The organism is Nocardiopsis oceani, assembly GCF_054777395.1.
In genome coordinates this window covers 81,254-100,304 of the sequence record NZ_BAAHAR010000026.1, presented here as the reverse complement: position 1 = coordinate 100,304, position 19,051 = coordinate 81,254, and the positions used below count along the sequence as shown (strand labels likewise).

Genomic DNA, 19,051 nt, shown 5'->3' with positions numbered 1-19,051 from the left:
GCACTGAGAAGGGCGCCCAGTCCAGTCTTCACGACTGTCCTGGACGCCCTTTCCCGCGCTCAGGCGGGTTCAGATGTGCTCCGTACGACCCGTCAACGACCTAGTCGTGGAAGGGCAGCTCCTCGGGGCTGAGCCGCTCGAAGTCGACCTCCTCGATGGGGCCTCCCTCTCGGTCGGTCACCCGCGGACCCTGGACCATGTCGATGTCGCCGCCCGACTCATACTGGACGACGTACACGCCTTCGTGGCCGCCGTGGTCACCATCGCTGGAGGCGAAGGGCGTGAAACCGGGCCCCTGCCACTCCTGCTCCTCAAGGGCGTCGATCAGCGACTGGCGGGTGAGGTCCTCACCCGCGGACTTGAGCACCTGGGCGAACATGACGGCCTGGGTCATGCCGAACATGGTCGTGTTGGTGGGCATGTCGTCGTCGCCGTGCTCCTCGTAGATCGACAGGAAGTGCTGCGCCCACTCGTCGTCCTCGTCCTCCACGCGGGGCATGTAACTCGTGACGATCGCGCCGTCGAGGAAGGCGTCGGCCGGGACATCCTCGGCGTCGGTGTCCTCCGAGAACTCGGCGAGGAGCCCCTGGAGTGTCGCGGTGTCACCGCCGATGCTGGAGATCACCCACTGGGGTTCGTAGCCGATCCGGGCGGCCTCCAGCATCCCCAGGGCGGCGAACGCCGGGATGCAGGAGCACACGACCACATCGGCGTCGGCGTCGTCCATCTCGGCCATCTGCGAGCTCAGGTCGGTGACCTCGGACTCGTAGTGTTCGCGGGCGACGACCTCGTCACTGAGGTACTGGTCGAGCCCGGCTTGGGAGTCCTCGCCGATGTCGTCGTTCTGGTACAGGTAACCGACGCTGTCCCCGGCGAAGTGCTCGGCGATGTACTCGCCCTGGATCTTCGCTTCCTTGGTGTAGTCGGTCTGCCAACCGTAGGTGAGCGGGTGCTCCTCCGGGTTGTTCCAGGCCAGAGCCCCTGAGGACGGGAAGATGTCGGGGACGCCCTCGTCGTTGAGGTAGTCGAGGACACCGCTGTGCGTGGGTGTGCCCAACCCTCCCATCATCGCGAAGATCTCGTCCTCGATGACCAGTTCGCGTGTGACGTCGATGGTCTGGGATGGGTCGTACATGTCGTCCTCGACCCGGAAGTCGATCTCCCGGCCGTTCACACCGCCTTGGGCGTTGACGTACTCGAACACCGCACTCGCCCCCTGGGAGACCGCGAGGTATCCGGGCGCTGCGGGCCCGGTCAGGGGCTGGTGGGTTCCGATGACGACACTGTCGTCGGTGACGCCCGGTGAAACGTCCAGGTCGGTGTCGGCGCCGTCTCCGGCCTCGCCTGCACCGGTGCAGGCGGTGGCCAGCAAGGCCAGGGCGAGTCCTGTGGCCAGGAGGCCCCGTGTTCCACTGCGTGTGCGCATGGTTTTCTCCTTAACTGGGGGGGTGTGGGTCAAGAGGAGGTGCCGCGTCCTCTGAGCCGGTCTCTGATGCTTTGGAGCGCGCCGTGGATTCCCAAGGGCCAGAAGCGCAGGACGAGGATGAGCACGACGCCGAAGAACACGATGGGCAGGTTGTTCTCGGCGTCCCGGGTCAGGTTCATGGCGCGGGCCAGATCGGTGGCCCAGATCTCCAGGTAGACAATGGCGATCGCGGCCCACAGGGCACCCCACAGACTGCCGATCCCGCCGAGGACGAGGGCGGCGAGCAGGGTCAGGGAAAGCACCAGGGTGAAGCTGCTGGGCGTGACGTTGCCCAGCACGTAGGCCTGGAGACCGCCGGCCAGGCCGCCCGCGGTGGACGCGATGACGAAGGCCACGACCTTGGTCTTGCCGACCGGGATGCCCGCCATCGCGGCGGCGGTCTCGTCGTCGCGGATGGCCCGCATACGGCGTCCGAGGCGTCCGGCGGAGATCGTGGCGAGCACGGCCAGACCGATGACGACCGTGGTCCACACGACCAGGGCCCGCCACTCGCTGGTGGTGACGATGCCGTCGAGGAAGGGCGGGGCGCCGGCGGTGCGGATGTTCAGGCCGTTGCTGCCGCCGAGAAAGTCGTGGTAGCGGTGCGTGAGCCCGGGCAGTCCGACGGCGAGGATGAGCGTGGCACCGGCGAGGTAGGGCCCGTGCAGGCGGGCGGTGGCCGCGCCGACCGCGATACCCGCCACGATGGATACCAGGACGATGATGCCCAGGTTGGCGGCGAGCGGCAGTGCGGGCTGGTGCAGGACGAGCAGCGCCATCGCGTACGCGCCGATCATCATGAACGCGCCGTGCCCGAGGGAGACCTGGCCTGAGCCGCCGACGAGCAGCTGCAGTCCGGCGATGGCGAGCATCGTGTAGCCGATGGCGGCGACCCGGAGCGCGGTGAGGTCGCCGGTCACGGACAGCAGCCCGGTGACGGCGGCCAGTCCCAGCGCGGCCAGGATCAGGTGCCGCGCGGGCAGGGGCAGCGAGGCCCAACGGGAGGTCTTCGGAATCCGGGGCGGTGCCGCCCCGGCCCCGGAGGTGCTGGAGCGCTCTTCGCGCTGTCTGGTGGGCGAGGTCATGACTGGCTACACCTTTCGCGCGGTCGGTCGGGACAGGATGCCGTCGGGGCGCACGCTCAGGACGATGACGACGATGGCGAGGGCGGAGAGGGTCGCCAGTTCGGGCCCGGCGTAACCGGACACGTACGACCCGCCCAGGCCGATGAGCAGTCCCCCGACGATGGCGCCGAAGGGGTTGTCCAGGCCGCCGACCACCGCCGCGGTGATACCGAAGACGAACACGACGTCGAAGACGTTCGGGTAGATGAACGGCGGCCCGGCGAGCATGCCCGCGAGTGCGCCGATGAGGGAGGCGATGCCCCATCCGGCGGTGAGCATCAGGCCGACCTTCACACCGCTGAGCCGCGCGGCCTCCGGATGGAAGGCGGCGGCACGCATTCGCAGTCCGAGCGGCGTGAACCGGTACAGGGCGAAGACCAGGAGGGCGGCCACGGCCACGGCGGCCAAGGCGAACACGTCCGCGGGTGAGAACCGGCCCACGTAACTGAACGCGTAGCCGAGGCCGTGCTGTTCGTTGCCCCAGATCATGCCGACCCCGCCCTGGACCACCAAGAGGAGGCCGAGGGTCACGATGATGGCGTTGAGCTGGGACTTGCGGGCGATCGGCCGGACGACCACGCGTTCCACGAACGAGCCGACGAGCAGACCCGTGGCGAGGGCCGCGGCGAAGCCGATCCAGTAGGAACCGGTGAGCTGGGTGACCGTGTAGGCGGTGTACACCGACAGCAGAGCGAGGGCGGGCTGGGCGAAGTTCACCAGCCGGGTCGCTTGGTAGATGATGACCAGGGAGAGCGCCAGCGCGGCGTAGGCCGCCCCGGACGCCAACCCGTTGAGGGTCAGGGTGATGAAGTAGTTCATGGCGGTCTCCCTCAGAAGCCGAGGTAGGCGTGGCGCGTGCGGTCGTCGGCCAGGAGTCCTTCGGAGGGGCCCTCCGCGGCGATGCTTCCCTGGTTGAGGACGTAGCCGTGGTCCGTGACGGACAGGGCACCGGCGGCGTTCTGCTCGACGAGCACGACGGTGAGGCCGGTACGGTCCCGCAGGTCGCGCAGCAGCGTGAAGATCTGCTTGGTGATCATGGGCGCGAGTCCGAGCGAGGGTTCGTCCAGGAGCAGCACCTTGGGCCGGGCCATGAGCGCGCGGCCGATCGCGAGCATCTGGCGCTCACCCCCGGAGAGGGTGCTGGCGGTCTTGCCGCGCCGTTCCACCAGGGGCGGAAAGAGGTCCATGACCTCGTCGAACGTGGTGCGGTCGCGCCGGTCGGAGCGCCACAGGGCGCCCAGGCGCAGGTTCTCCTCCACGGTGAGCTCGACGATCACGCCACCGCCCTCGGGGACGTGGGCGAGTCCGCGGGTGATGACCCTCTCCACGGGCAGGCGGGTGATGTCCTCCCCGGCGAGCAGGACCCGGCCCGAACTCGCGCGGTGCAGCCCGGTGAGCGTCCGGAGCAGCGTGCTCTTGCCCGCGCCGTTGGCGCCGAGCACGGCGCACAGCCCCTGCTCTGGGATGTTGAGGGAGACTTCGTCGAGGGCTTTGATGGGTCCGTAGGAGGCGCTGAGGTTCTCGACGCTGAGCAGCGTCTCGCCTTTCGCCGACCCGTTGCTCCGGGCCCGGTTGTCCAGGGTTTCACTGCTCATCGGGCGGCTCCGTTCCCGTTGCCGTTGCCGTTTGCGAGGTCGACGACGACCGGGCTCCCGTCGGAGGGACCGTCGGTGGCGGGAGTGCCGAGGTAGGCCTGGGTGACGGCGGGGTCGGCCTGGACCTCCTCCGGTGTCCCGCTGGAGATGACCTTGCCGAAGTTGAGTACGACGATGTGGTCGCAGACCTCCATGACCAGGTCCATGTGGTGTTCCACGAGCACGACCGCCATGTCCTGGCTGAAGCCGCGGATCTGTTGGGCGAGTGTGTCCATCTGCTGGCCGGACAGCCCGCTGGCCGGTTCGTCCAGGAGCAGGAGCTCGGGCTGGCCGACGCAGGCACGGGCGAGGGCGACCTGCTTCTGCACGCCGTAGGGCAGGGTGCCGGGCAGGCGGAGCGCGTACTCGGCGATGCCGAACCGCTCCAGGGTCGCCATGGCGCGCAGTTTGAGTTCCTGCTCGTCACGGTGATGCTTGCCCAAGCCGCTGATCAGCGAGAACGACCCACCTTTGGCGGTGCGGTCGGCGCCGACCATGACGTTCCAGATGACCGGCATCAGCGGGAAGAGGTTGAGGCCTTGGAAGGTGCGGGCGATCCCGGCCTTGGCCAGGTGGTGGGCGCGGCGTCCGGGCGGGGCCTCGCCCTTCCAGTAGATGGATCCGGTGGTGGGGTGCAGGATGCCGGACAGGACGTTGAAGAGCGTCGTCTTACCCGCTCCGTTGGGGCCGATGAGGCCGACAACGGATCCCGGTTCGACCTGGAGCCCGACGTTGTCGAGCGCGGTGAGGCCTCCGAAGCGCACGGTCACCCCGTCCGCTCTCAGGAGATGCTCCGGTGCGGTCGTTGTCATGACTGCCTTTCTCGCGGTTGCGACCAGAAGACCCGTACCGACTGGTTGGTATGACATGGTTGCCCGTCCGCGCCATCGCGTCCGGTCCCCTCAGGGGGAGTTTCAGTTGAGGAGGCGGGCCAGGTCCACCCGGGACCTGATGTTGAGCTTGCGGAAGATGCCGCGCAGGTGGTGCTCCACGGTGCGCGGGCTGATGAACATGTGCGCGGCCACCTCCCGGTTGGTCGCACCCTCCGCCACCAGCCGGGCGATCTGCTGCTGCTGAGCGGTCAGCTCGCCCTCGGACGGAGGGTCGGGGCTGCGCTCGGCGGTACCGATGGCGCGCAGCTCGGCACGGGTCTGTCTGACCCACAGCCGGGCACCGAAGCGCTCGAAGGTCTCGAGCGCGTTGTACAGGTGCTCGCGAGCCCGTCCGGGTAGGCGGGCCCGCCGCAGGAAAGCGCCGAAGAGCAGCTGGGTGCGTGCGTGTTCGACGTCGTCGTCTCCGCAGGCCCGGTGCAGGGCCAGCGCGGTCTCGAAGTGGTCCGCCGCGTCGTCTCCGCCGGCGAGGAGGCCGTCCCCGCGCGCGGCCAGGGCCAGCGTGCTCGGACTGTCCACGGCCTCGGCCCAGCGGCGGTACCCGGCCAGGGAGGCGCGGGCCCACTCGGTCTCACCCATGCGGACGGCGGCCTCCACGAAGTGCGGTGCCGTGAGCAGGCGCATAGTGGGGTGGCCGTGCCCGGGCCCCGCGTGCACCAGGGAGCGCAGCCGGAAGAAGGCCTCGGCCGCGTTGCCGCGCGAGAGTTCCAGGACGGCCAGCGCCCAGGCGGCCAGGGCCGAGGGCAGCCCGAGGCTGTTCTCGCCCGCTTGGGCGGTGACCGCGCGCGCCCGGATCCGGCAGGTGTCGACGTCGCCCTGGATCGCGGCGATCATCGCCAGCGACGCCAGGTTCTGGGTGGCCCAGATGGACTGGCCGGACTCTCGGGAGGCGCGCAGGCCGGACAGGGCGGTGCCCGCCGCGGACGGGAAGCGGCCGCTCCAGAACTCGGAGAAGACGAGGAACGCCTGGGCCGACGGGACGAAGGCGAGCTCGCCGCGGTAGCGGGCCGCCTCGACTGCGCGCGTGGTGATGGTGCGGACGTAGGGGGCGTCACCCAGCCGTAGACCGCAGATGCCCGCCCACACCATCTCTGATGGCGCGGTCATCTCGTACGACAGCCGGACCGCTTCGCGCAGCAGCGGGGTGGAGTTCACGTAGTCGCCCCGGAAGGAGATGGTGCACCCGTCCAGGAAAGCCGCGATCAGCCGCATCGAGGCCGGGTCGTCCGGCCGGACCAGGGGGACGGCGAGTTCGGACGCCCGGCCGTGGCGGACCGGATCACCGGCGAACGAGGCGCTGTCGGCGGAGCGGACGAGCGCGCGCAGGGCGAGGTTCCGGTCGTGCGGGATCAGGTCCTTGCCGATTTCCAGGAGCCGCTCCGCCGTGTCGATCGCGTTGGAGTCCCGCATCTCGAACTCGGCCTCGATAAGGGCGACGGTGGCCTGGCGGCGGTCCGAGACGGCAAGCGGGCGGGCCCGTTCCAGCAGCCGGGCGGCGCGCCCGGACTCGCCCGCGACATAGGCCTCGAAGGAAGCGGTGGCGAGGCGGCAGGTGCGCTCGTCCTGGTCGGGGGTGAGCGCCGCGGCGCGCTCGTTGGTGTGGGAGGCCGGGAGCGGCCCTTCCAGGCGTTTGGCCCGCCGGGCGGCCTTCGCGACGTCGTCGGCGAGCGCCTCGTCGGGGGCTTCGGCCCCGCAGGCGGTGTGTCGGCCGAACTCGACCGGTGAGTACTCGCGGTCGGTGACGCCGGCCAGGGCGCGGTGGGCCTCGCGCAGGCGGCCCGCGGGGGTGCCCTGGATGATGGCCTCGCGCAGGAGCGGGTCGGTGAAGACCACGGCGTCGCCGTCCACCCGCACCAGGCCGCGCTCCTCTGCGGGTTCCAAGGTGGACACGGACAGGGACGCGCCCGTATCTCCCGCCGCGTCGAGCAGGAGGTGCGTTCCGTGGTCCGCGGCCAGGGCGCTCAGCAGGAGGAGGTGACGGGCGTCCTCGGGCAGTGCGCGGTGGGGGGCGAGCAGGGCCGAGCGCAGGCGGACGGTGAGGGGCAGCTGCTCGGGGAGGGGCCGCTCGCCTTGGACCTGCGCGGCGGTCAGGGCATCCAGGAAGCCGAGGACCGCGGCGGGGTTGCCGTGGGCGGCACGGACCAGTGCGGAGCGAACCGCGGAGGCGAGATGGGCGGGGGCCCGGTCGGTGAGGACGTCGTGTACCGCGCGGTCCTCCAACGGGTGGAGGGTGTGCACGGCCACCCCGGGGACGAGGGAGGTTTCGGAGCCGTCCTCCGGTTCGGCCCGCCGGTGGTCCCGGGGTTTGCCGCGGCCCTCCCGTGCGGCGAACACCGCGGCGACGGGGGTACCGGTGACGCGGCGGGCCACGAAGGCCAGTGCGTCGAGGGAGGCGCCGTCGAGCAGGTCGGCGTCGTCCACGCAGAGCAGGAGGGGCCGGTCCGCACCGAGGAAGGAGAGGAGTTCGAGGAGTGCGGTGTAGAGGGCGAAGCGGTCGGCATCGGCGACACCGCCCTGGGTGAGCGCGGTGCGCAGAAGGGACCTGCGGGCCTCGGGGAGCCGGGAGAGCACGGACTCCACGGGGAGGAGGAGGCGGTGGAGTCCGGAGAAGGGGAAGTCGGCTTCGTCGGCGACACCGCCGACGTGGAGGACGGTGAAACCACTTGCGGTGTTACGGGCGTGTTCGAGGAGGGTGCTCTTTCCGCGGCCCGGGCCACCTGAGAGGAGTACGGACGCGCCGCGCGCGGACCTCGCGTCGCCTAGGGCGTCGGCGAGGATCCGCTGTTCAGCGTCCCGGCCCCGGAGGCGTGTGCTCTGGGGCTCTGTGTACCTGCCTGTCATGATGCTCACAGTTTCACAGCGCCGCCCCGTTACGGCAGGTCTGTGGGGGCACACTGGTGGTTTCACCGATGCCCGCACGGACTCGCACGGGGTACGCGTGCGAGGGGTTCGGCGGGGTTTGGGGATGCCTCCACGAGCGCCGCGGAGGGCCGCGGAACCCGGTGTTCACCTGGGATTCCTGCGCCACGGAATGTGACTCCACTCACTCGCCAAGAGGCCACTGAAAGCTCTTCACACCCGGGTTCCGCACCCTCTCGCAGTTATCAAGACGTAACGTGCGGGGAACACCTCACCCGCGTAACCGACAAAGACGACATTTTACTCAAGAGGTAGCTTCTCTTCCTCTTCAGGGCGCTGCCGCCGAGGGCCAAGTTAGCTTCCGGCCCGTTCCTCCTGCCGGTCGGCACCGCGGTCGGCTCCGAGGGAGGATCCGCGGTCGGCGGTCCGTGCGCGCAGTTCCCGTTCCGTGGGCGGGTCGGCGCCCTCGCGGGTGACCGTGTACGCGGCCGCCGCGGCCGCGTAGGCCAGCAGGTTCTCGAGGTCGGCCTCGGTGAGCCCCGTCAGGCGCTCCCGAGGGGAGTCCCCCAGGCGGCCGTCCAGGTCCAGCCTCCGCAGGAGGGCACCCATGAAGGAGTCCCCCGCACCCACGGTGTCGACGACCTCCGCATCCGGGGCAGGGACCGAGGCCGCTACCCCGTGGGACAGGGCGAACGAGCCGTCCCCGCCGCGGGTGACCACGACCAGTGCCGGACCGAGGGCGGCGAGGGAGTGCGCGGCACCCTCCGGTGAGAGTCCGGGGTAGAGGTAGGCCAAGTCCTCGTCGCTGGCCTTGACCACGTGCGCCTGGGCGGCGTGGCGCAGCGCCACCCCCCGAGCGGTGGGCGGGTCGCCGATCACGTCCTCCCGGATATTGGGGTCCAGTGTGACGGTCACCTCCCCCCGACTGTGCTCGCGCCGCAGCATCGCCTCGATCTTGGCGGCCCCGGGCTCCCGGAACAGCGCGATCGACGCCGCGTGCAGGGCCTTGACCTCGGGTTCCAGGACGTCCGGCAACTCACCCGGCAACCAGCGCCAGTCGGCGGCGTCGTCCATGCGGAAGTCGTAGCGGGCCGAACCGTCCGCGGCCAGCGTCGCCAGGGCCAGCGCCGACGGTTCTCCCGCGGCGACCAGCCCCGAAGGATCCAGCCCTTCGGCGAGGAGTCGGTCCCGGATGAGCTCTCCGAAACCGTCGGAGCCGATCCGGGCGAGCAGGCGGGTCGGCAGGCCGAGCCGGGTGGCGGCCACCGCAGTGTTGGCCGGACCGCCTCCGGGCGCGGCCCGCAGGACGTCGGGGCCGTGCCGGGTGGGCAGCAGGTCCATCACGTTCTCCCCGACCACGACGAGCCGGGGTGCTTGGTCGCTCACTTCGTTCCTCCGGTCTGGGGCGCGGGCTGTAGGGCGGCCGCGATCGAGGTCGAGAACCCGGCCTGGGGCAGGAGCGTGGCCTGGTAGGCGTGGTAGACGTCCGGCTTGCCCGACCACACCGCCCCCGAAGGGCTGTTGTCCGGGGCGAGTTCGTGGCGCCAGCTACCGAGTTCCCGGTCCACGTGGAACCGGTCCGCGTAGGACCACCATCGGTCGTAGTGCTCCGTGTAGGCGCCGTTCCCGGTGCGCCGGGCCAGCGCCCACGCGGCCATAGTGGCCTCGGCGGAGACCCAGTGCATGCGCTGGCGGACGACCGGCCGGTCCTCCCAGTCCAGGGTGTAGACGAACCCTTCGGCCCCGTCGGTGTGCCAGCCGCGGCGGACGGCGTTGTCGAAGAGGAGTTCGGCGTCGGTGAGCAGCCAGGCGGGTGCCTGTTCCCCGGCACGCTCCAGGGCGAGTTCGAGGTGGACCAGGAGCCGAGCCCACTCCAGGAGGTGGCCGGTGGTGCTGCCGAACGGCCGGAAGGGGTGGTCCGGCCGTTCCCTGTTGTAGTCCGGGACGGGCTCCCATTCCGGGGTGAAGTGCTCCGGCAGGCGCCAGTCGTGGGCTGCGGCCACCCCGTGGATCAGGCGTTCGGTGATGTCCAGGGCCCGGCGGGTCCAGAGGGTGTCGCCGGTGGCGTCGGCCGCGGCGAGGAAGGCCTCCACGCAGTGCATGGCGCTGTTGGCCCCCCGGTAGGGCTCGGTGACGGTCCAGTCGGCGTCCCAGCTCTCCCGGACGCAGGCCGCCGAACGCTCCCAGAACCGCTCGTCGATCACGCCCAAGGCCTCGTCGAGGAGTTCCCGGGCACCGGGCCGATCGGCGAGGGAGGCGCTGGACGCGGCGAGTACCACGAACGAATGCGGGTAGGCGGACTTGTCCGGCAGCCTTTGGGAGCGCTCCCGTAGAGCGGTCGCCTTTCCGCCTTCTGGCACCTCGTCGAACCAGCCGCCCCGGTCGGCGTCGCGCAGCGGCCCGGAAAGGGCGGCCAGACCGTGGTCGGCGAGGGCCCCGGCATCCCCGTCACCGCGCAGATGCGCCAGGGAGAACACGTGCGTCATGCGCGCGGTGATCCAGGTTTCGGTCGTGCGGCCGGTCTCCACACCGCCCTTGGCGTCCAGCCAGCCGAAGCCGTCGGGGACGACGGAACCGGCGGCGAAGTCGACCAGGCGCCGCTCCTCCGCTTTCAGCCACGCGGGGTCGCCCGGGACCGGATGTGTCGATGGGGTCAAACCAGTGCCTCCTCGGGGAGTTGTTCCGCGCGTAACGTTATCCCGCACCCTCCACCCCGGGAAAGACCGTGCGGCGCCCCTGGACGCCGCCCTCGGGGCCGAGACCGACACGAGAGGCCGATCGACATGAGCCACCCCGGCACCAACAGGGGAAGCCCCGAGGAGCTGGCCCGCGACCCCCTGCCGCTGCGGGGCCGGACCGCGCTCGTCACCGGGGCCAGCCGCCGAGGCGGGATCGGCTACGCGACCGCACGACGCCTCGCCGCCTACGGGGCCTCCGTGGTGGTCCACCACTACCGGCCGCACGACGCGGAGCAGCCCTGGGGCAGCGACGGCTTAGACGGGGTACTCGAGGGAGTGCGGGAGGCGCTCGGTGACCCGGAGGCGCGCGTGGCCCACCTCAGCGCCGACCTGGCCGACCCCGAAGAACCGGAACGGATCGTGTCCGCCGCCGTCGACGAGTTCGGCCACCTGGACATCCTGGTCGCCAACCACGCCCGCAACGGCGGCGACGCCGCCCTGGCGGAGGTCACCTCCGAGATGCTGGACGGGCACTGGGCCGTTGACGCCCGCGCGCCGATCCTGCTGGCCAAGGCGTTCGCCGAACGGCACGACGGCCGCCCCGGCGGCCGTGTGCTCTTCCTGACCTCGGGACAGATGAACGGGCCCATGCCCGGCGAGGTCGCCTACGCCTCCGCCAAGGCGGTACTAGCCCAGATCACCCCGACCATCGCGGCCGAGCTGGGACCGAAAGGCATCACCGTCAACGCGGTCAACCCCGGCCCGGTACAGACCGGGTACATCGACGAGGAGCTCATGAACCGCGTGGTCCCCATGTTCATGCTCGGCCGCGTGGGTGAGACCGACGACCCCGCCCGGCTACTGTCCTGGCTGACCACAGACGAGGCCCGCTGGGTCACCGGACAGGTGATCAGCACCGACGGCGGCTTCGGGTGAGCCGGGCCACCGGTCGCCTCGGACGGGCTCTCACCCCTCCTGAGGGACGGAGCCGAGCGCGTCGGTGACGCGCGGCGCCCGGTCGGCGGCGCGGCAGGTCCACCGGATGTGCTCGGCGACCGTGCCCGGATCGTCGGCCATCGGGATGTGCCCGGAACCGAGGAGCGACACCATGCGCGCGTTGGGCACCCGCTGGTGCGCGTGGACGGCGCTGGACGGAAGGAGGGTCCGGTCGCGGTCGCCCCACGCGATCGTGACCGGGCAGGAGATCGGGCGCGGGGCGAAGTCGTAGTCCGCGACCTTCGACACCAGGCGCACGAAGGGTGCTCCGGGGTCGAGTTCCCGAACGCTGAACCGCGCGGCCTTGGCCTCGGGAGAGGAAGGGTTCCCGCGCAGAGCGATCCGGGCCGCGGCCCGCGCCGGCGGTGTGTCGGCGAGTCGCTCCTTGAGCGGCATCGGGACGCGTGTGGCCAGGTTGGCCGCCATACCCACCGCGCGGATCCCCCATCGCCCGACCTTGTCGGAGAACCCGGCCGGGGAGAACACCGTCACCGAGCCGGCCAGGCCCTGCGCCCCGAGTTCCAGGGCGATAGAGCCGCCCAGGGAGTTACCTACGAGATGCGGGCGCTCGAACCCGTGGAACGCGCAGAACTCCCTGACCACCCGCACGAGGCTGTGCACGTCGTAGGGCTCTTCACGGTCCGGGGCGGGCGACGCCCCGAACCCGGGCAGGTCCACGGTGACGACCTCGTATTCGTCGGCCAGCCTGGGCACCACGGCCCGCCAGCACTGCCGACGGTCACCGAGCCCGTGCAGGAGGACGGCCGTTCGGCCGCTGCCCCGCCGGTCGAAAGCGATGCTTCTTGGGTCCATTCCTCCGGTCTACCCGCCGTTCACCGCCCCGTCATCACGGGCCGTTGGAAAGGCTCGACCCAACCGTGGGTCCGCGCCTCGGGCCCCGTGGTCAGCCCCGGTCGGCCACGAGCACGGCCGCCCTGGACCGGGCGGAGGAACGCGGGGCCGAGGTGAGCAGCAGCCCCGACACCACCGCCCCCAGACCCAGGACCGGCGCCGGGCTGAAGCCGAGCCCGGCCACGGTCAGGACCAGCAGCCCGCCACCGATCAGCGCGGCCGCGGCCAGCACGCGCAGCATTCCCGGGTCGCCCTTCAGGACCTTCGGCGGATCCTCGAAACGCACCGCCCAGTGGGCCAGGGGCACGAGCAACGGGAGCAGGACCGCCACTCCGAGCACGCCCCACAGGAGCCACAGGCCGGTCATCGGCTCGGGGGTGTAGATGCCCAACCCGTACACCAGGGCACCGGCGACCACGCTGATCGGCAGCATGTGCCAGAGGTACACCGTCATCAGCTGCGGGGAGACCCGGTCCAGCATCCTCGCCGGGCCTGGGCGGTCCGACCACGCGGCGATCCGGTCACGCAGCAGCATCGCGATGCCGACCTGCACGGCGCCCAGCGCCGCCAGCACCAGGGTCGGCGGGGACACGTTCGAGGTCTCGGCGGCGAAGACGCCGGTCATGTTCACCGAGTAGGGGCCCGCCGTGACCAGGGCCACGGCGGTGACCCCGCCGACGCCGACCATCCACAGCGCGTGGGTACCGCGGATCGCACCCGTCGCGTAGCGGAAGCCCAGCTGGTGCACGGCCAGCCAGACGAAGGCCACGTTCAGGTAGCCGAACGCCTCCACACCGAACCCGAACCTGGCCAGGTCGACGACCACGGCACCGGCGAGCAGGCCGGCCGGGACCCACCAGCCGAACCGGTCCTGCGCGGCCACCAGCATCGGCGTCGCCACGACCAGCAGTACGTAGACGGCAAGGAACCACAGCACCATGCCCGCGGCGCCCGCGCCGACCAGCACGGGCTGCTCGGGTGCGCCGCCCAGCGCCATCAAGTGGCAGGCCACGATCCACACCACCGCCAGGGGCACCACCGGCCAGGCCAGCCGCCGGAGCCGCTTGGCCCACCAGACCGTGGCGGTCCCGCCCCGGGCCGACGCCGCGCGCCAGCTGATCAGGTTGGCCGCGCCGCCCACGAAGAAGATCAGCGGCATCACCTGCGAGACCCAGGTCAGCGCGAAACCGCCCGGTGTGCTCAGGACGCTGCTCGCCGCGAGGTCTCCCTCGGACTGCACGCTCAGCACCGGCAGCCACCAGTGCTGGACGACCACCAGGACCATGACGAACAGGCGCAGCACGTCGAGGAAGCGGTCACGCCCCGCGCCCGGTTGGGGCAGGGACACGGCGCGTACCGGTGCGGTGGCGCGGGTGACGCCGCCCGAGCGCTTGGCCGCGCCGTCCGGCCCGATAGTCAGTGTCATCGCTGGTCGCTCCTTGGTCTTTCCCGAATCTCAGGGTCCACTTGGCACATGGCGGTACCGCGGTTCGACCGGGAATCAGGGGGTGTCGTCACGTCCCGGCGCGGGCCCCTTGATGCGGGCTCCTGCCGGTGCGAATCCTGAGACGGTGACGCGTCGTTGGTAACGACCTTAGGCGCGCCGGTGGGGCGGCGGCTATGGCGTTGGGGCCCCTCTCAGCCCGACGGCCTGCCCAACCGTGGAAGGTGGTGCCAGCACTACCGCTCCCTGCTGGAAACGGGCGGACGGAAGGGTACCGAAGCCCTGGTGGGTGTCAGGGAGCGGTGGGGAGTGCGCGCTTGTGGGCTGTTGCGCGGTAGCGGTCGACGAGGATCCGGGCCACGTGGTCGGAGACCTCGAGGCCTTCGAGGAAGTCGTCGATCTGATCATAGGTGAGACCCAGGGCCTCCTCGTCGGGCTTCTGCGGTGTGAGCGACTCGAGGTCGGCCGTCGGCACCTTGTTCACCAGGGCCTCCGGTGCACCCGTCTCAGCGGCGATCGCGCGCACCCGGCGCTTGGTCAGACCGGTCAGCGGCACCAGGTCGGCCCCGCCGTCACCGTACTTGGTGAAGAAGCCGGTGACCGCCTCAGCGGCGTGGTCGGTACCGACAACGAGGCCGCGGAGCCCGCCCGCGACCGCGTACTGGGCGATCATCCGCTGCCGGGCCTTGACGTTGCCGACCACGAAGTCCTCCGCGGCGGCGTCGGTGTAGGTCATGCCCGAGGCCGTGAGCGAGGCAGCCATGGCGTCGGTGGCCGCACGGACGTCCACGGTCAGGCAGCGGTCGGGGGCGGTGAACTCCACGGACCGGGCCGCGTCCTCCTCGTCCTTCTGCGCCCCGTAGGGCAGGCGCATGGCAACGAATTCGGCGTCGTGCCCGGACGCGCGGGCCCGGTCGACGGCGAGGCGGCACAGCCGACCGGCGGTGAGCGAGTCCACACCGCCGCTGACTCCCAGGACCAGGGCGCGGGCACCGGTGGTGGTGAGTCTCTCGGCAAGGAACGCTGCGCGGCGCTCGATCTCGGATCCGATGTCGAAGTGCTCAGGGACTTCGAGGTCGCGGATGATCTCGCGGCGCTCCTGGCTGAGCTCGGTCTCGGTCACGTGCGCTCCCTGCGTATGGTTCCGGCTCCCCCGTTTTCGACCTACGCGGGAGGGCGCCAGACTACCCGGATCGAAGCGGGCCCGGAGGAGCCCGGCGGAGTGCGCGTACGTGCGGGCAGCGGGGTCAGGCGTCCGGGCGCAGGCGGCGGGCGAACCGTTCGTAGTCCACCACGAGCCCCTCGCCGTCCACGGACATCCGGTACTCACCGTGGAGGGGGTCCCGGTAGGTGTAGCGCTCCAGTCCGCCCTCGGCGGGGTGCCGGGTGTACCGCTGGCGGACGCGGCGGATCCGCAGGGAGGGGATGTCGATCCACGCCACCGCGATGTCCCGGTACTCACCGGGCCGCAAACCGAGCCGGCGGATCGGGAGGGTATTCGTGAGGGGGGTGGCGGCGACGTCGACGTCGAGGCAGCCGACCAGCTCGGCCAGGGGGCGGCCGTCCGCGTCGGACCAGTGGCCGCCCTTTGCTTGAAGGGTGACCGCCTCCAGTCCTGAAGCGGAGAGCACCTCGGCGCGGACCTCCCGGGTCGTCCACGCCAGGTCCGTGCGGACGGTGAAGCGCGTGAAGAAGCGTTCCTCCCCCACCACCACGGTCTCCCCCGCCTCCAGCCGGTGGCCGCCGGGCTCGGGAAGCAGCGTGCCGAGCCCCAACCCTTCGGGGACGTCGGTACGGGTCCAGGCTGCCGGGTGTTCCGTCAGTGACGACATGTCACCGTTCTACCGTTCGGGGCAGTACCGGCGCCAGAGCGAGGACTGGCCCGTGCCGCACGCGACACGGGCCCGGAAACCGTTCGTTACAGGGACTGTGGTCCGCGACCGAGGTGGGCCAGGTGCACTTCGGAGCGGGGTCAGGTCGCGGGGTTGGCCTCCTCGTCCCGACCGCCGGCCTTGACCTCGGCCTCCATGCGGTCGAAGTCCTGCTCCATCTGCTCACTGACCCTGCCCAGGCCGTTAAAGACAAAGATGGCGACGACGCTGAGCGCGATGGCCGGAACCATGGCGTACAGGCCGATCCCGAAGTAGGCCTCGTCGAGGACGTCCCAGATGATGGCGGTGCCGGCGCCCGCGACCATACCGGCGAGAGCGCCCGTCCAGGTCATGCGCTTCCAGAACACGGCGAAGACCAGTACCGGGCCGAAGCCGGCACCGAACCCGGCCCAGGCGTAGCCCACCAGTTCCATGACGGACTGGTCGCCGTACAGCGACACGAGGGCGGCCACCACGGCTACGACCACGACGGTGGCGCGGCTGATCCACATGAGGTTCTTGGGGTCGGCGTCCTTGTTGACGAAAGCCTTGTAGCCGTCCTCGGTGAGCGCGGAGGCGGCGACCAGCAGCTGGGAGTCGGCGGTGCTCATGATGGCGGCCAGGATGGCGGCCATCAGGAGGCCCGCGACCCACGGGTTCATCAGGGCGTCGATGAGTTGGGGGAAGACCTGCTCAGGGTCCTCCAGCGGGGACTCGAAGTACGCGATACCGACGAGGCCGACCGCCACCGCGAGCGACATCGCGGTGATCGCCCAGGTGACACTGATGGTCGCCGCCATCGGAATGTCCCTCAGCGAGCGGATACCCATGTAGCGGGCGAGGATGTGCGGCTGGCCGAAGTAACCGAAGCCCCAGGCCAGCCCGGAGATGACGACGACCCAGCCGATGGTTTCGGTGGACACCCAGGCTCCGTCGGCGAGTTCGGTACCGCCGAACCCGGACAGGAGCGCGTCGCCTTGCGCGGTGATGCCGTCGGTGACCTCTCCGAGGCCGCCCAGGAGGCTGACGGCGAAGACGGGCACGACGAGCAGGGCCGTCCACATCATCATGGCCTGCACGACATCGGTCACGGAGACCGCGAGGTAGCCGCCGATGACCGTGTAGGCGACGACGATTCCGAGGCCGATGAGCACGGCAAGCTCGCGGTTCAGGCCGAAGACCTGGTCGAACAGCAACACCATCCCCGTCATCCCGGAGGCGACGTAGAAGAAGTAGAAGACGATGATCAGTACTGCGGAGACTGCGCGGAGCAGGCGGGTGCGGTCGCTGAAGCGGTTCTCCAGGAAGGCGGAGAGGGTGAGCGAGTCGGACTCGCCGCCTTTGAGGGAGTCGGTGACGCGCTCGGTGTAGACGCGCAGGCGGGGCGCAAGCAGGATCCAACTGCCGAGGAAGCCGGAGGCCAGACCGACCGGGATCCAGGCCGCGCTTAGGCCGGACACGTAGATGGCACCGGGGAGCCCCAGGAGGAGCCACCCGCTGAAGTCGCTCGCGTTGGCGCTCAGAGCGGTGACGAAGCTGCCGAGTCTGCGGCCGCCCAGTACGAAGTCGGCCTGCGACTGCGTACGGGTGTAAAAGTAGAGGGCCATGACGACCATGAGCCCGAGGTAGATCGAGAAGGTTACGATCGAACCGGTGGTGTCGACGTCCAACCGTCCGCTCCTTTCCCTGAAGGTCGCCGACGGCGGACCGTCATGCGTTGTGTGCGCGGAACAGGCTGATCATCATCCTTGGTAGCCCGCACCACAATGCCCTGTGCGCGGAACAACACCGGTTCGAGACCTCCCCGAGTCTTTGAACAGCCACGATTGCCCGGTTGGCCATCACCGTGGTGTCCCGTTTGCCGGATCGGACATACGCGGGGTCCGGTGATCGGGTCGTCGCCCCACCCGCCGCGCAGGGGGTACCGGCGCTCGGGCTACGGGCGCGGAGCTTTCAGCCGATCAGGCCCCTCAGCCGACTCTCCGCGGCGGCCAGGTGTGTGCCCAGGGCCTGTCGTGCCGCCTCGGGATCGCGTTCCCTGACCGCCCGGACGATCTCCCGGTGCTGCGCGTCACTGGCCGCGAATCCGCCTTCGGGCAGGGGTACGGCGTCCATGAGGCGGTTGATCCGCATCCGCGCGTCCGTGAGGGCGGCGGTCATCTGTGCCGACCCCGTCAACTGGGCCAAGGTGATGTGCAGGACGGTGTCGCAGCGCCGGTAGTCGGCGGGACAGGCGTCGGCGGCCGTGTCCACGCGCTGGCCCAGCAGGGCCTCCTGCTCACCGGTGAGTCCGGTCTCGGCCAGTCGGACGACCGCTCCCGTCTCCAGGCCGCGCCGGTAGGCGAGCAGGTCCTCGAGGGCTGTCCCGTTGGCGGTGAGGTCGCGCCGTGCCTCCTCGGGCGTGGGGCGCGGCGGGACGTCGGAGACGAAGGTGCCGCCGCGGCGGCCGCGGCGGGACACAACGTAGCCCCGGCGCTGCAGGACACGGATCGCCTCGCGCAGGGTGATACGGCTGACGCCCAAGCGGCGGGCCAGGTCGCGTTCGGCCGGGAAGCGGGCTCCCGCAGGGACGACACCGAGCCTGATGGCGCACATCAGGCGCTCGACCGTCACCTCCAGGGCGTTGCCCGCCCGGACCGGACGGAAGACCGCCTCGGCCGCGGGGTCGCTGGCTGAAACCACGGGGCCAGCTTAGGGCGTGTTCGGCCGACTCGCCGGGAAAAGTCCGATCCTCCGTTACGGGCTGTTTCGGAACGGCGGGCCAGCGGGCGGTGGGGAACGGGCGGTGGGCCCGCGGGTGGTGGGGATGGGGTGCCGACGGCTACCGTTGCCGCATGGACGCTCAGCCCGCCGCCATCGGAGCCCGCAGCATCGGACCGTCGGGGATCTGTCCCCGCGGGGAACACGACTGGCGGCCCTCGTCACCCGGGTCGGCCCGACACCTGTGCACGAAGTGCAACTCGATGATGACGCGCAACTACGAGCCGGACCGTCCGGAACCGGCCGAGGACTGAATCCCGGGCTCCCCACCACCCACAGGAACCACTCCCTCCCCACCTGGCACGCACTTCGGCAACGGTCGCGTATCCGTGTATCCACAGGCAGTGGACGACTATCGACACGGCGCGGCGGCAGAACCTAGCCTTAAAACACCCGTAGCCGGCCCCGTGCGCCGCCCGCGGGAAACTCGATCCTCCCCTCCCCTGGGGTAGGACACCCGAGGCATGGGAACAACACC

Annotated in this window: 16 protein-coding genes; 2 read left to right on the top strand and 14 right to left on the bottom strand. The window is 70.7% G+C overall.

The features are described 5' to 3' along the window. Positions 1-100: 100 nt before the first annotated feature. The 8 genes from ACYVDG_RS17030 to ACYVDG_RS16995 form a co-directional block, all read right to left on the bottom strand. A complete protein-coding gene (locus tag ACYVDG_RS17030; protein WP_460753121.1) occupies positions 101-1,426 on the bottom strand; it encodes an ABC transporter substrate-binding protein in 1,326 nt (441 codons plus the stop codon). A 29-nt stretch (positions 1,427-1,455) separates the two neighbouring features. Continuing rightward, on the bottom strand, positions 1,456-2,550 hold the full coding sequence (locus ACYVDG_RS17025; protein ID WP_460753118.1) for a branched-chain amino acid ABC transporter permease: 1,095 nt from the start codon (positions 2,548-2,550) through the stop codon (positions 1,456-1,458). Between the two features lie 6 nt (positions 2,551-2,556). Continuing rightward, on the bottom strand, positions 2,557-3,408 hold the full coding sequence (locus tag ACYVDG_RS17020; protein ID WP_460753114.1) for a branched-chain amino acid ABC transporter permease: 852 nt from the start codon (positions 3,406-3,408) through the stop codon (positions 2,557-2,559). An 11-nt stretch (positions 3,409-3,419) separates the two neighbouring features. After that, the gene (locus ACYVDG_RS17015; RefSeq protein WP_460753111.1) at positions 3,420-4,184 is read right to left on the bottom strand and encodes an ABC transporter ATP-binding protein; all 765 of its coding nucleotides are present in this window, start codon (positions 4,182-4,184) and stop codon (positions 3,420-3,422) included. After that, the gene (locus ACYVDG_RS17010) at positions 4,181-5,035 is read right to left on the bottom strand and encodes an ABC transporter ATP-binding protein (protein WP_460753107.1); all 855 of its coding nucleotides are present in this window, start codon (positions 5,033-5,035) and stop codon (positions 4,181-4,183) included. Before ACYVDG_RS17010 ends, ACYVDG_RS17015 begins: the two co-directional genes overlap by 4 nt. 102 nt (positions 5,036-5,137) lie before the next feature. After that, entirely contained in the window at positions 5,138-7,954 is a 2,817-nt protein-coding gene (locus ACYVDG_RS17005; protein WP_460753104.1) for an AAA family ATPase, read from the bottom strand. Between the two features lie 372 nt (positions 7,955-8,326). Beyond that, on the bottom strand, positions 8,327-9,313 hold the full coding sequence (locus tag ACYVDG_RS17000) for a carbohydrate kinase family protein (RefSeq protein WP_460753167.1): 987 nt from the start codon (positions 9,311-9,313) through the stop codon (positions 8,327-8,329). Positions 9,314-9,354: 41 nt separating this feature from the next. Next, positions 9,355-10,629, bottom strand: a complete 1,275-nt coding sequence (locus ACYVDG_RS16995; RefSeq protein ID WP_460753100.1) for an AGE family epimerase/isomerase — start codon at positions 10,627-10,629, stop codon at positions 9,355-9,357. A gap of 126 nt (positions 10,630-10,755) precedes the next feature. Between ACYVDG_RS16995 and ACYVDG_RS16990 the strand changes: the two genes are divergently transcribed. Then, a complete protein-coding gene (locus ACYVDG_RS16990; RefSeq protein ID WP_460753096.1) occupies positions 10,756-11,586 on the top strand; it encodes an SDR family oxidoreductase in 831 nt (276 codons plus the stop codon). 30 nt (positions 11,587-11,616) lie between these two features. Here ACYVDG_RS16990 and ACYVDG_RS16985 read toward each other — a convergent pair whose 3' ends face one another. The 6 genes from ACYVDG_RS16985 to ACYVDG_RS16960 all read right to left on the bottom strand — a co-directional run bounded on the left by ACYVDG_RS16985 (position 11,617) and on the right by ACYVDG_RS16960 (position 18,495). After that, positions 11,617-12,459 (bottom strand): alpha/beta fold hydrolase, encoded by an 843-nt coding sequence (locus ACYVDG_RS16985; RefSeq protein ID WP_460753092.1) that lies wholly within the window; start codon positions 12,457-12,459, stop codon positions 11,617-11,619. Positions 12,460-12,550: 91 nt separating this feature from the next. Continuing rightward, positions 12,551-13,924 (bottom strand): acyltransferase family protein, encoded by a 1,374-nt coding sequence (locus ACYVDG_RS16980; RefSeq protein ID WP_460753088.1) that lies wholly within the window; start codon positions 13,922-13,924, stop codon positions 12,551-12,553. Between the two features lie 310 nt (positions 13,925-14,234). Continuing rightward, positions 14,235-15,065 (bottom strand): ammonia-dependent NAD(+) synthetase, encoded by an 831-nt coding sequence (gene nadE, locus ACYVDG_RS16975; RefSeq protein ID WP_460753084.1) that lies wholly within the window; start codon positions 15,063-15,065, stop codon positions 14,235-14,237. A 124-nt stretch (positions 15,066-15,189) separates the two neighbouring features. Next, positions 15,190-15,774: a putative glycolipid-binding domain-containing protein gene (locus ACYVDG_RS16970; RefSeq protein WP_460753081.1), complete on the bottom strand. Its 585-nt coding sequence runs from the start codon at positions 15,772-15,774 to the stop codon at positions 15,190-15,192. Positions 15,775-15,914: 140 nt separating this feature from the next. Then, on the bottom strand, positions 15,915-17,483 hold the full coding sequence (putP, locus tag ACYVDG_RS16965; protein WP_460753077.1) for a sodium/proline symporter PutP: 1,569 nt from the start codon (positions 17,481-17,483) through the stop codon (positions 15,915-15,917). Positions 17,484-17,766: 283 nt separating this feature from the next. Beyond that, on the bottom strand, positions 17,767-18,495 hold the full coding sequence (locus tag ACYVDG_RS16960) for a FadR/GntR family transcriptional regulator (protein ID WP_460753072.1): 729 nt from the start codon (positions 18,493-18,495) through the stop codon (positions 17,767-17,769). Between the two features lie 152 nt (positions 18,496-18,647). Between ACYVDG_RS16960 and ACYVDG_RS16955 the strand changes: the two genes are divergently transcribed. Next, positions 18,648-18,827: a hypothetical protein gene (locus tag ACYVDG_RS16955; protein WP_460753067.1), complete on the top strand. Its 180-nt coding sequence runs from the start codon at positions 18,648-18,650 to the stop codon at positions 18,825-18,827. Positions 18,828-19,051: the final 224 nt, after the last annotated feature.

Coding starts and splice junctions, on each gene's coding strand:
- ACYVDG_RS17030 (WP_460753121.1), bottom strand. CDS start 1,426: ATGCGCACACGCAGTGGAACACGGGGCCTCCTGGCCACAGGACTCGCC.
- ACYVDG_RS17025 (WP_460753118.1), bottom strand. CDS start 2,550: ATGACCTCGCCCACCAGACAGCGCGAAGAGCGCTCCAGCACCTCCGGG.
- ACYVDG_RS17020 (WP_460753114.1), bottom strand. CDS start 3,408: ATGAACTACTTCATCACCCTGACCCTCAACGGGTTGGCGTCCGGGGCG.
- ACYVDG_RS17015 (WP_460753111.1), bottom strand. CDS start 4,184: ATGAGCAGTGAAACCCTGGACAACCGGGCCCGGAGCAACGGGTCGGCG.
- ACYVDG_RS17010 (WP_460753107.1), bottom strand. CDS start 5,035: ATGACAACGACCGCACCGGAGCATCTCCTGAGAGCGGACGGGGTGACC.
- ACYVDG_RS17005 (WP_460753104.1), bottom strand. CDS start 7,954: ATGACAGGCAGGTACACAGAGCCCCAGAGCACACGCCTCCGGGGCCGG.
- ACYVDG_RS17000 (WP_460753167.1), bottom strand. CDS start 9,313: ATGGACCTGCTGCCCACCCGGCACGGCCCCGACGTCCTGCGGGCCGCG.
- ACYVDG_RS16990 (WP_460753096.1), top strand. CDS start 10,756: ATGAGCCACCCCGGCACCAACAGGGGAAGCCCCGAGGAGCTGGCCCGC.
- ACYVDG_RS16985 (WP_460753092.1), bottom strand. CDS start 12,459: ATGGACCCAAGAAGCATCGCTTTCGACCGGCGGGGCAGCGGCCGAACG.
- ACYVDG_RS16980 (WP_460753088.1), bottom strand. CDS start 13,924: ATGACACTGACTATCGGGCCGGACGGCGCGGCCAAGCGCTCGGGCGGC.
- ACYVDG_RS16970 (WP_460753081.1), bottom strand. CDS start 15,774: ATGTCGTCACTGACGGAACACCCGGCAGCCTGGACCCGTACCGACGTC.
- ACYVDG_RS16955 (WP_460753067.1), top strand. CDS start 18,648: ATGGACGCTCAGCCCGCCGCCATCGGAGCCCGCAGCATCGGACCGTCG.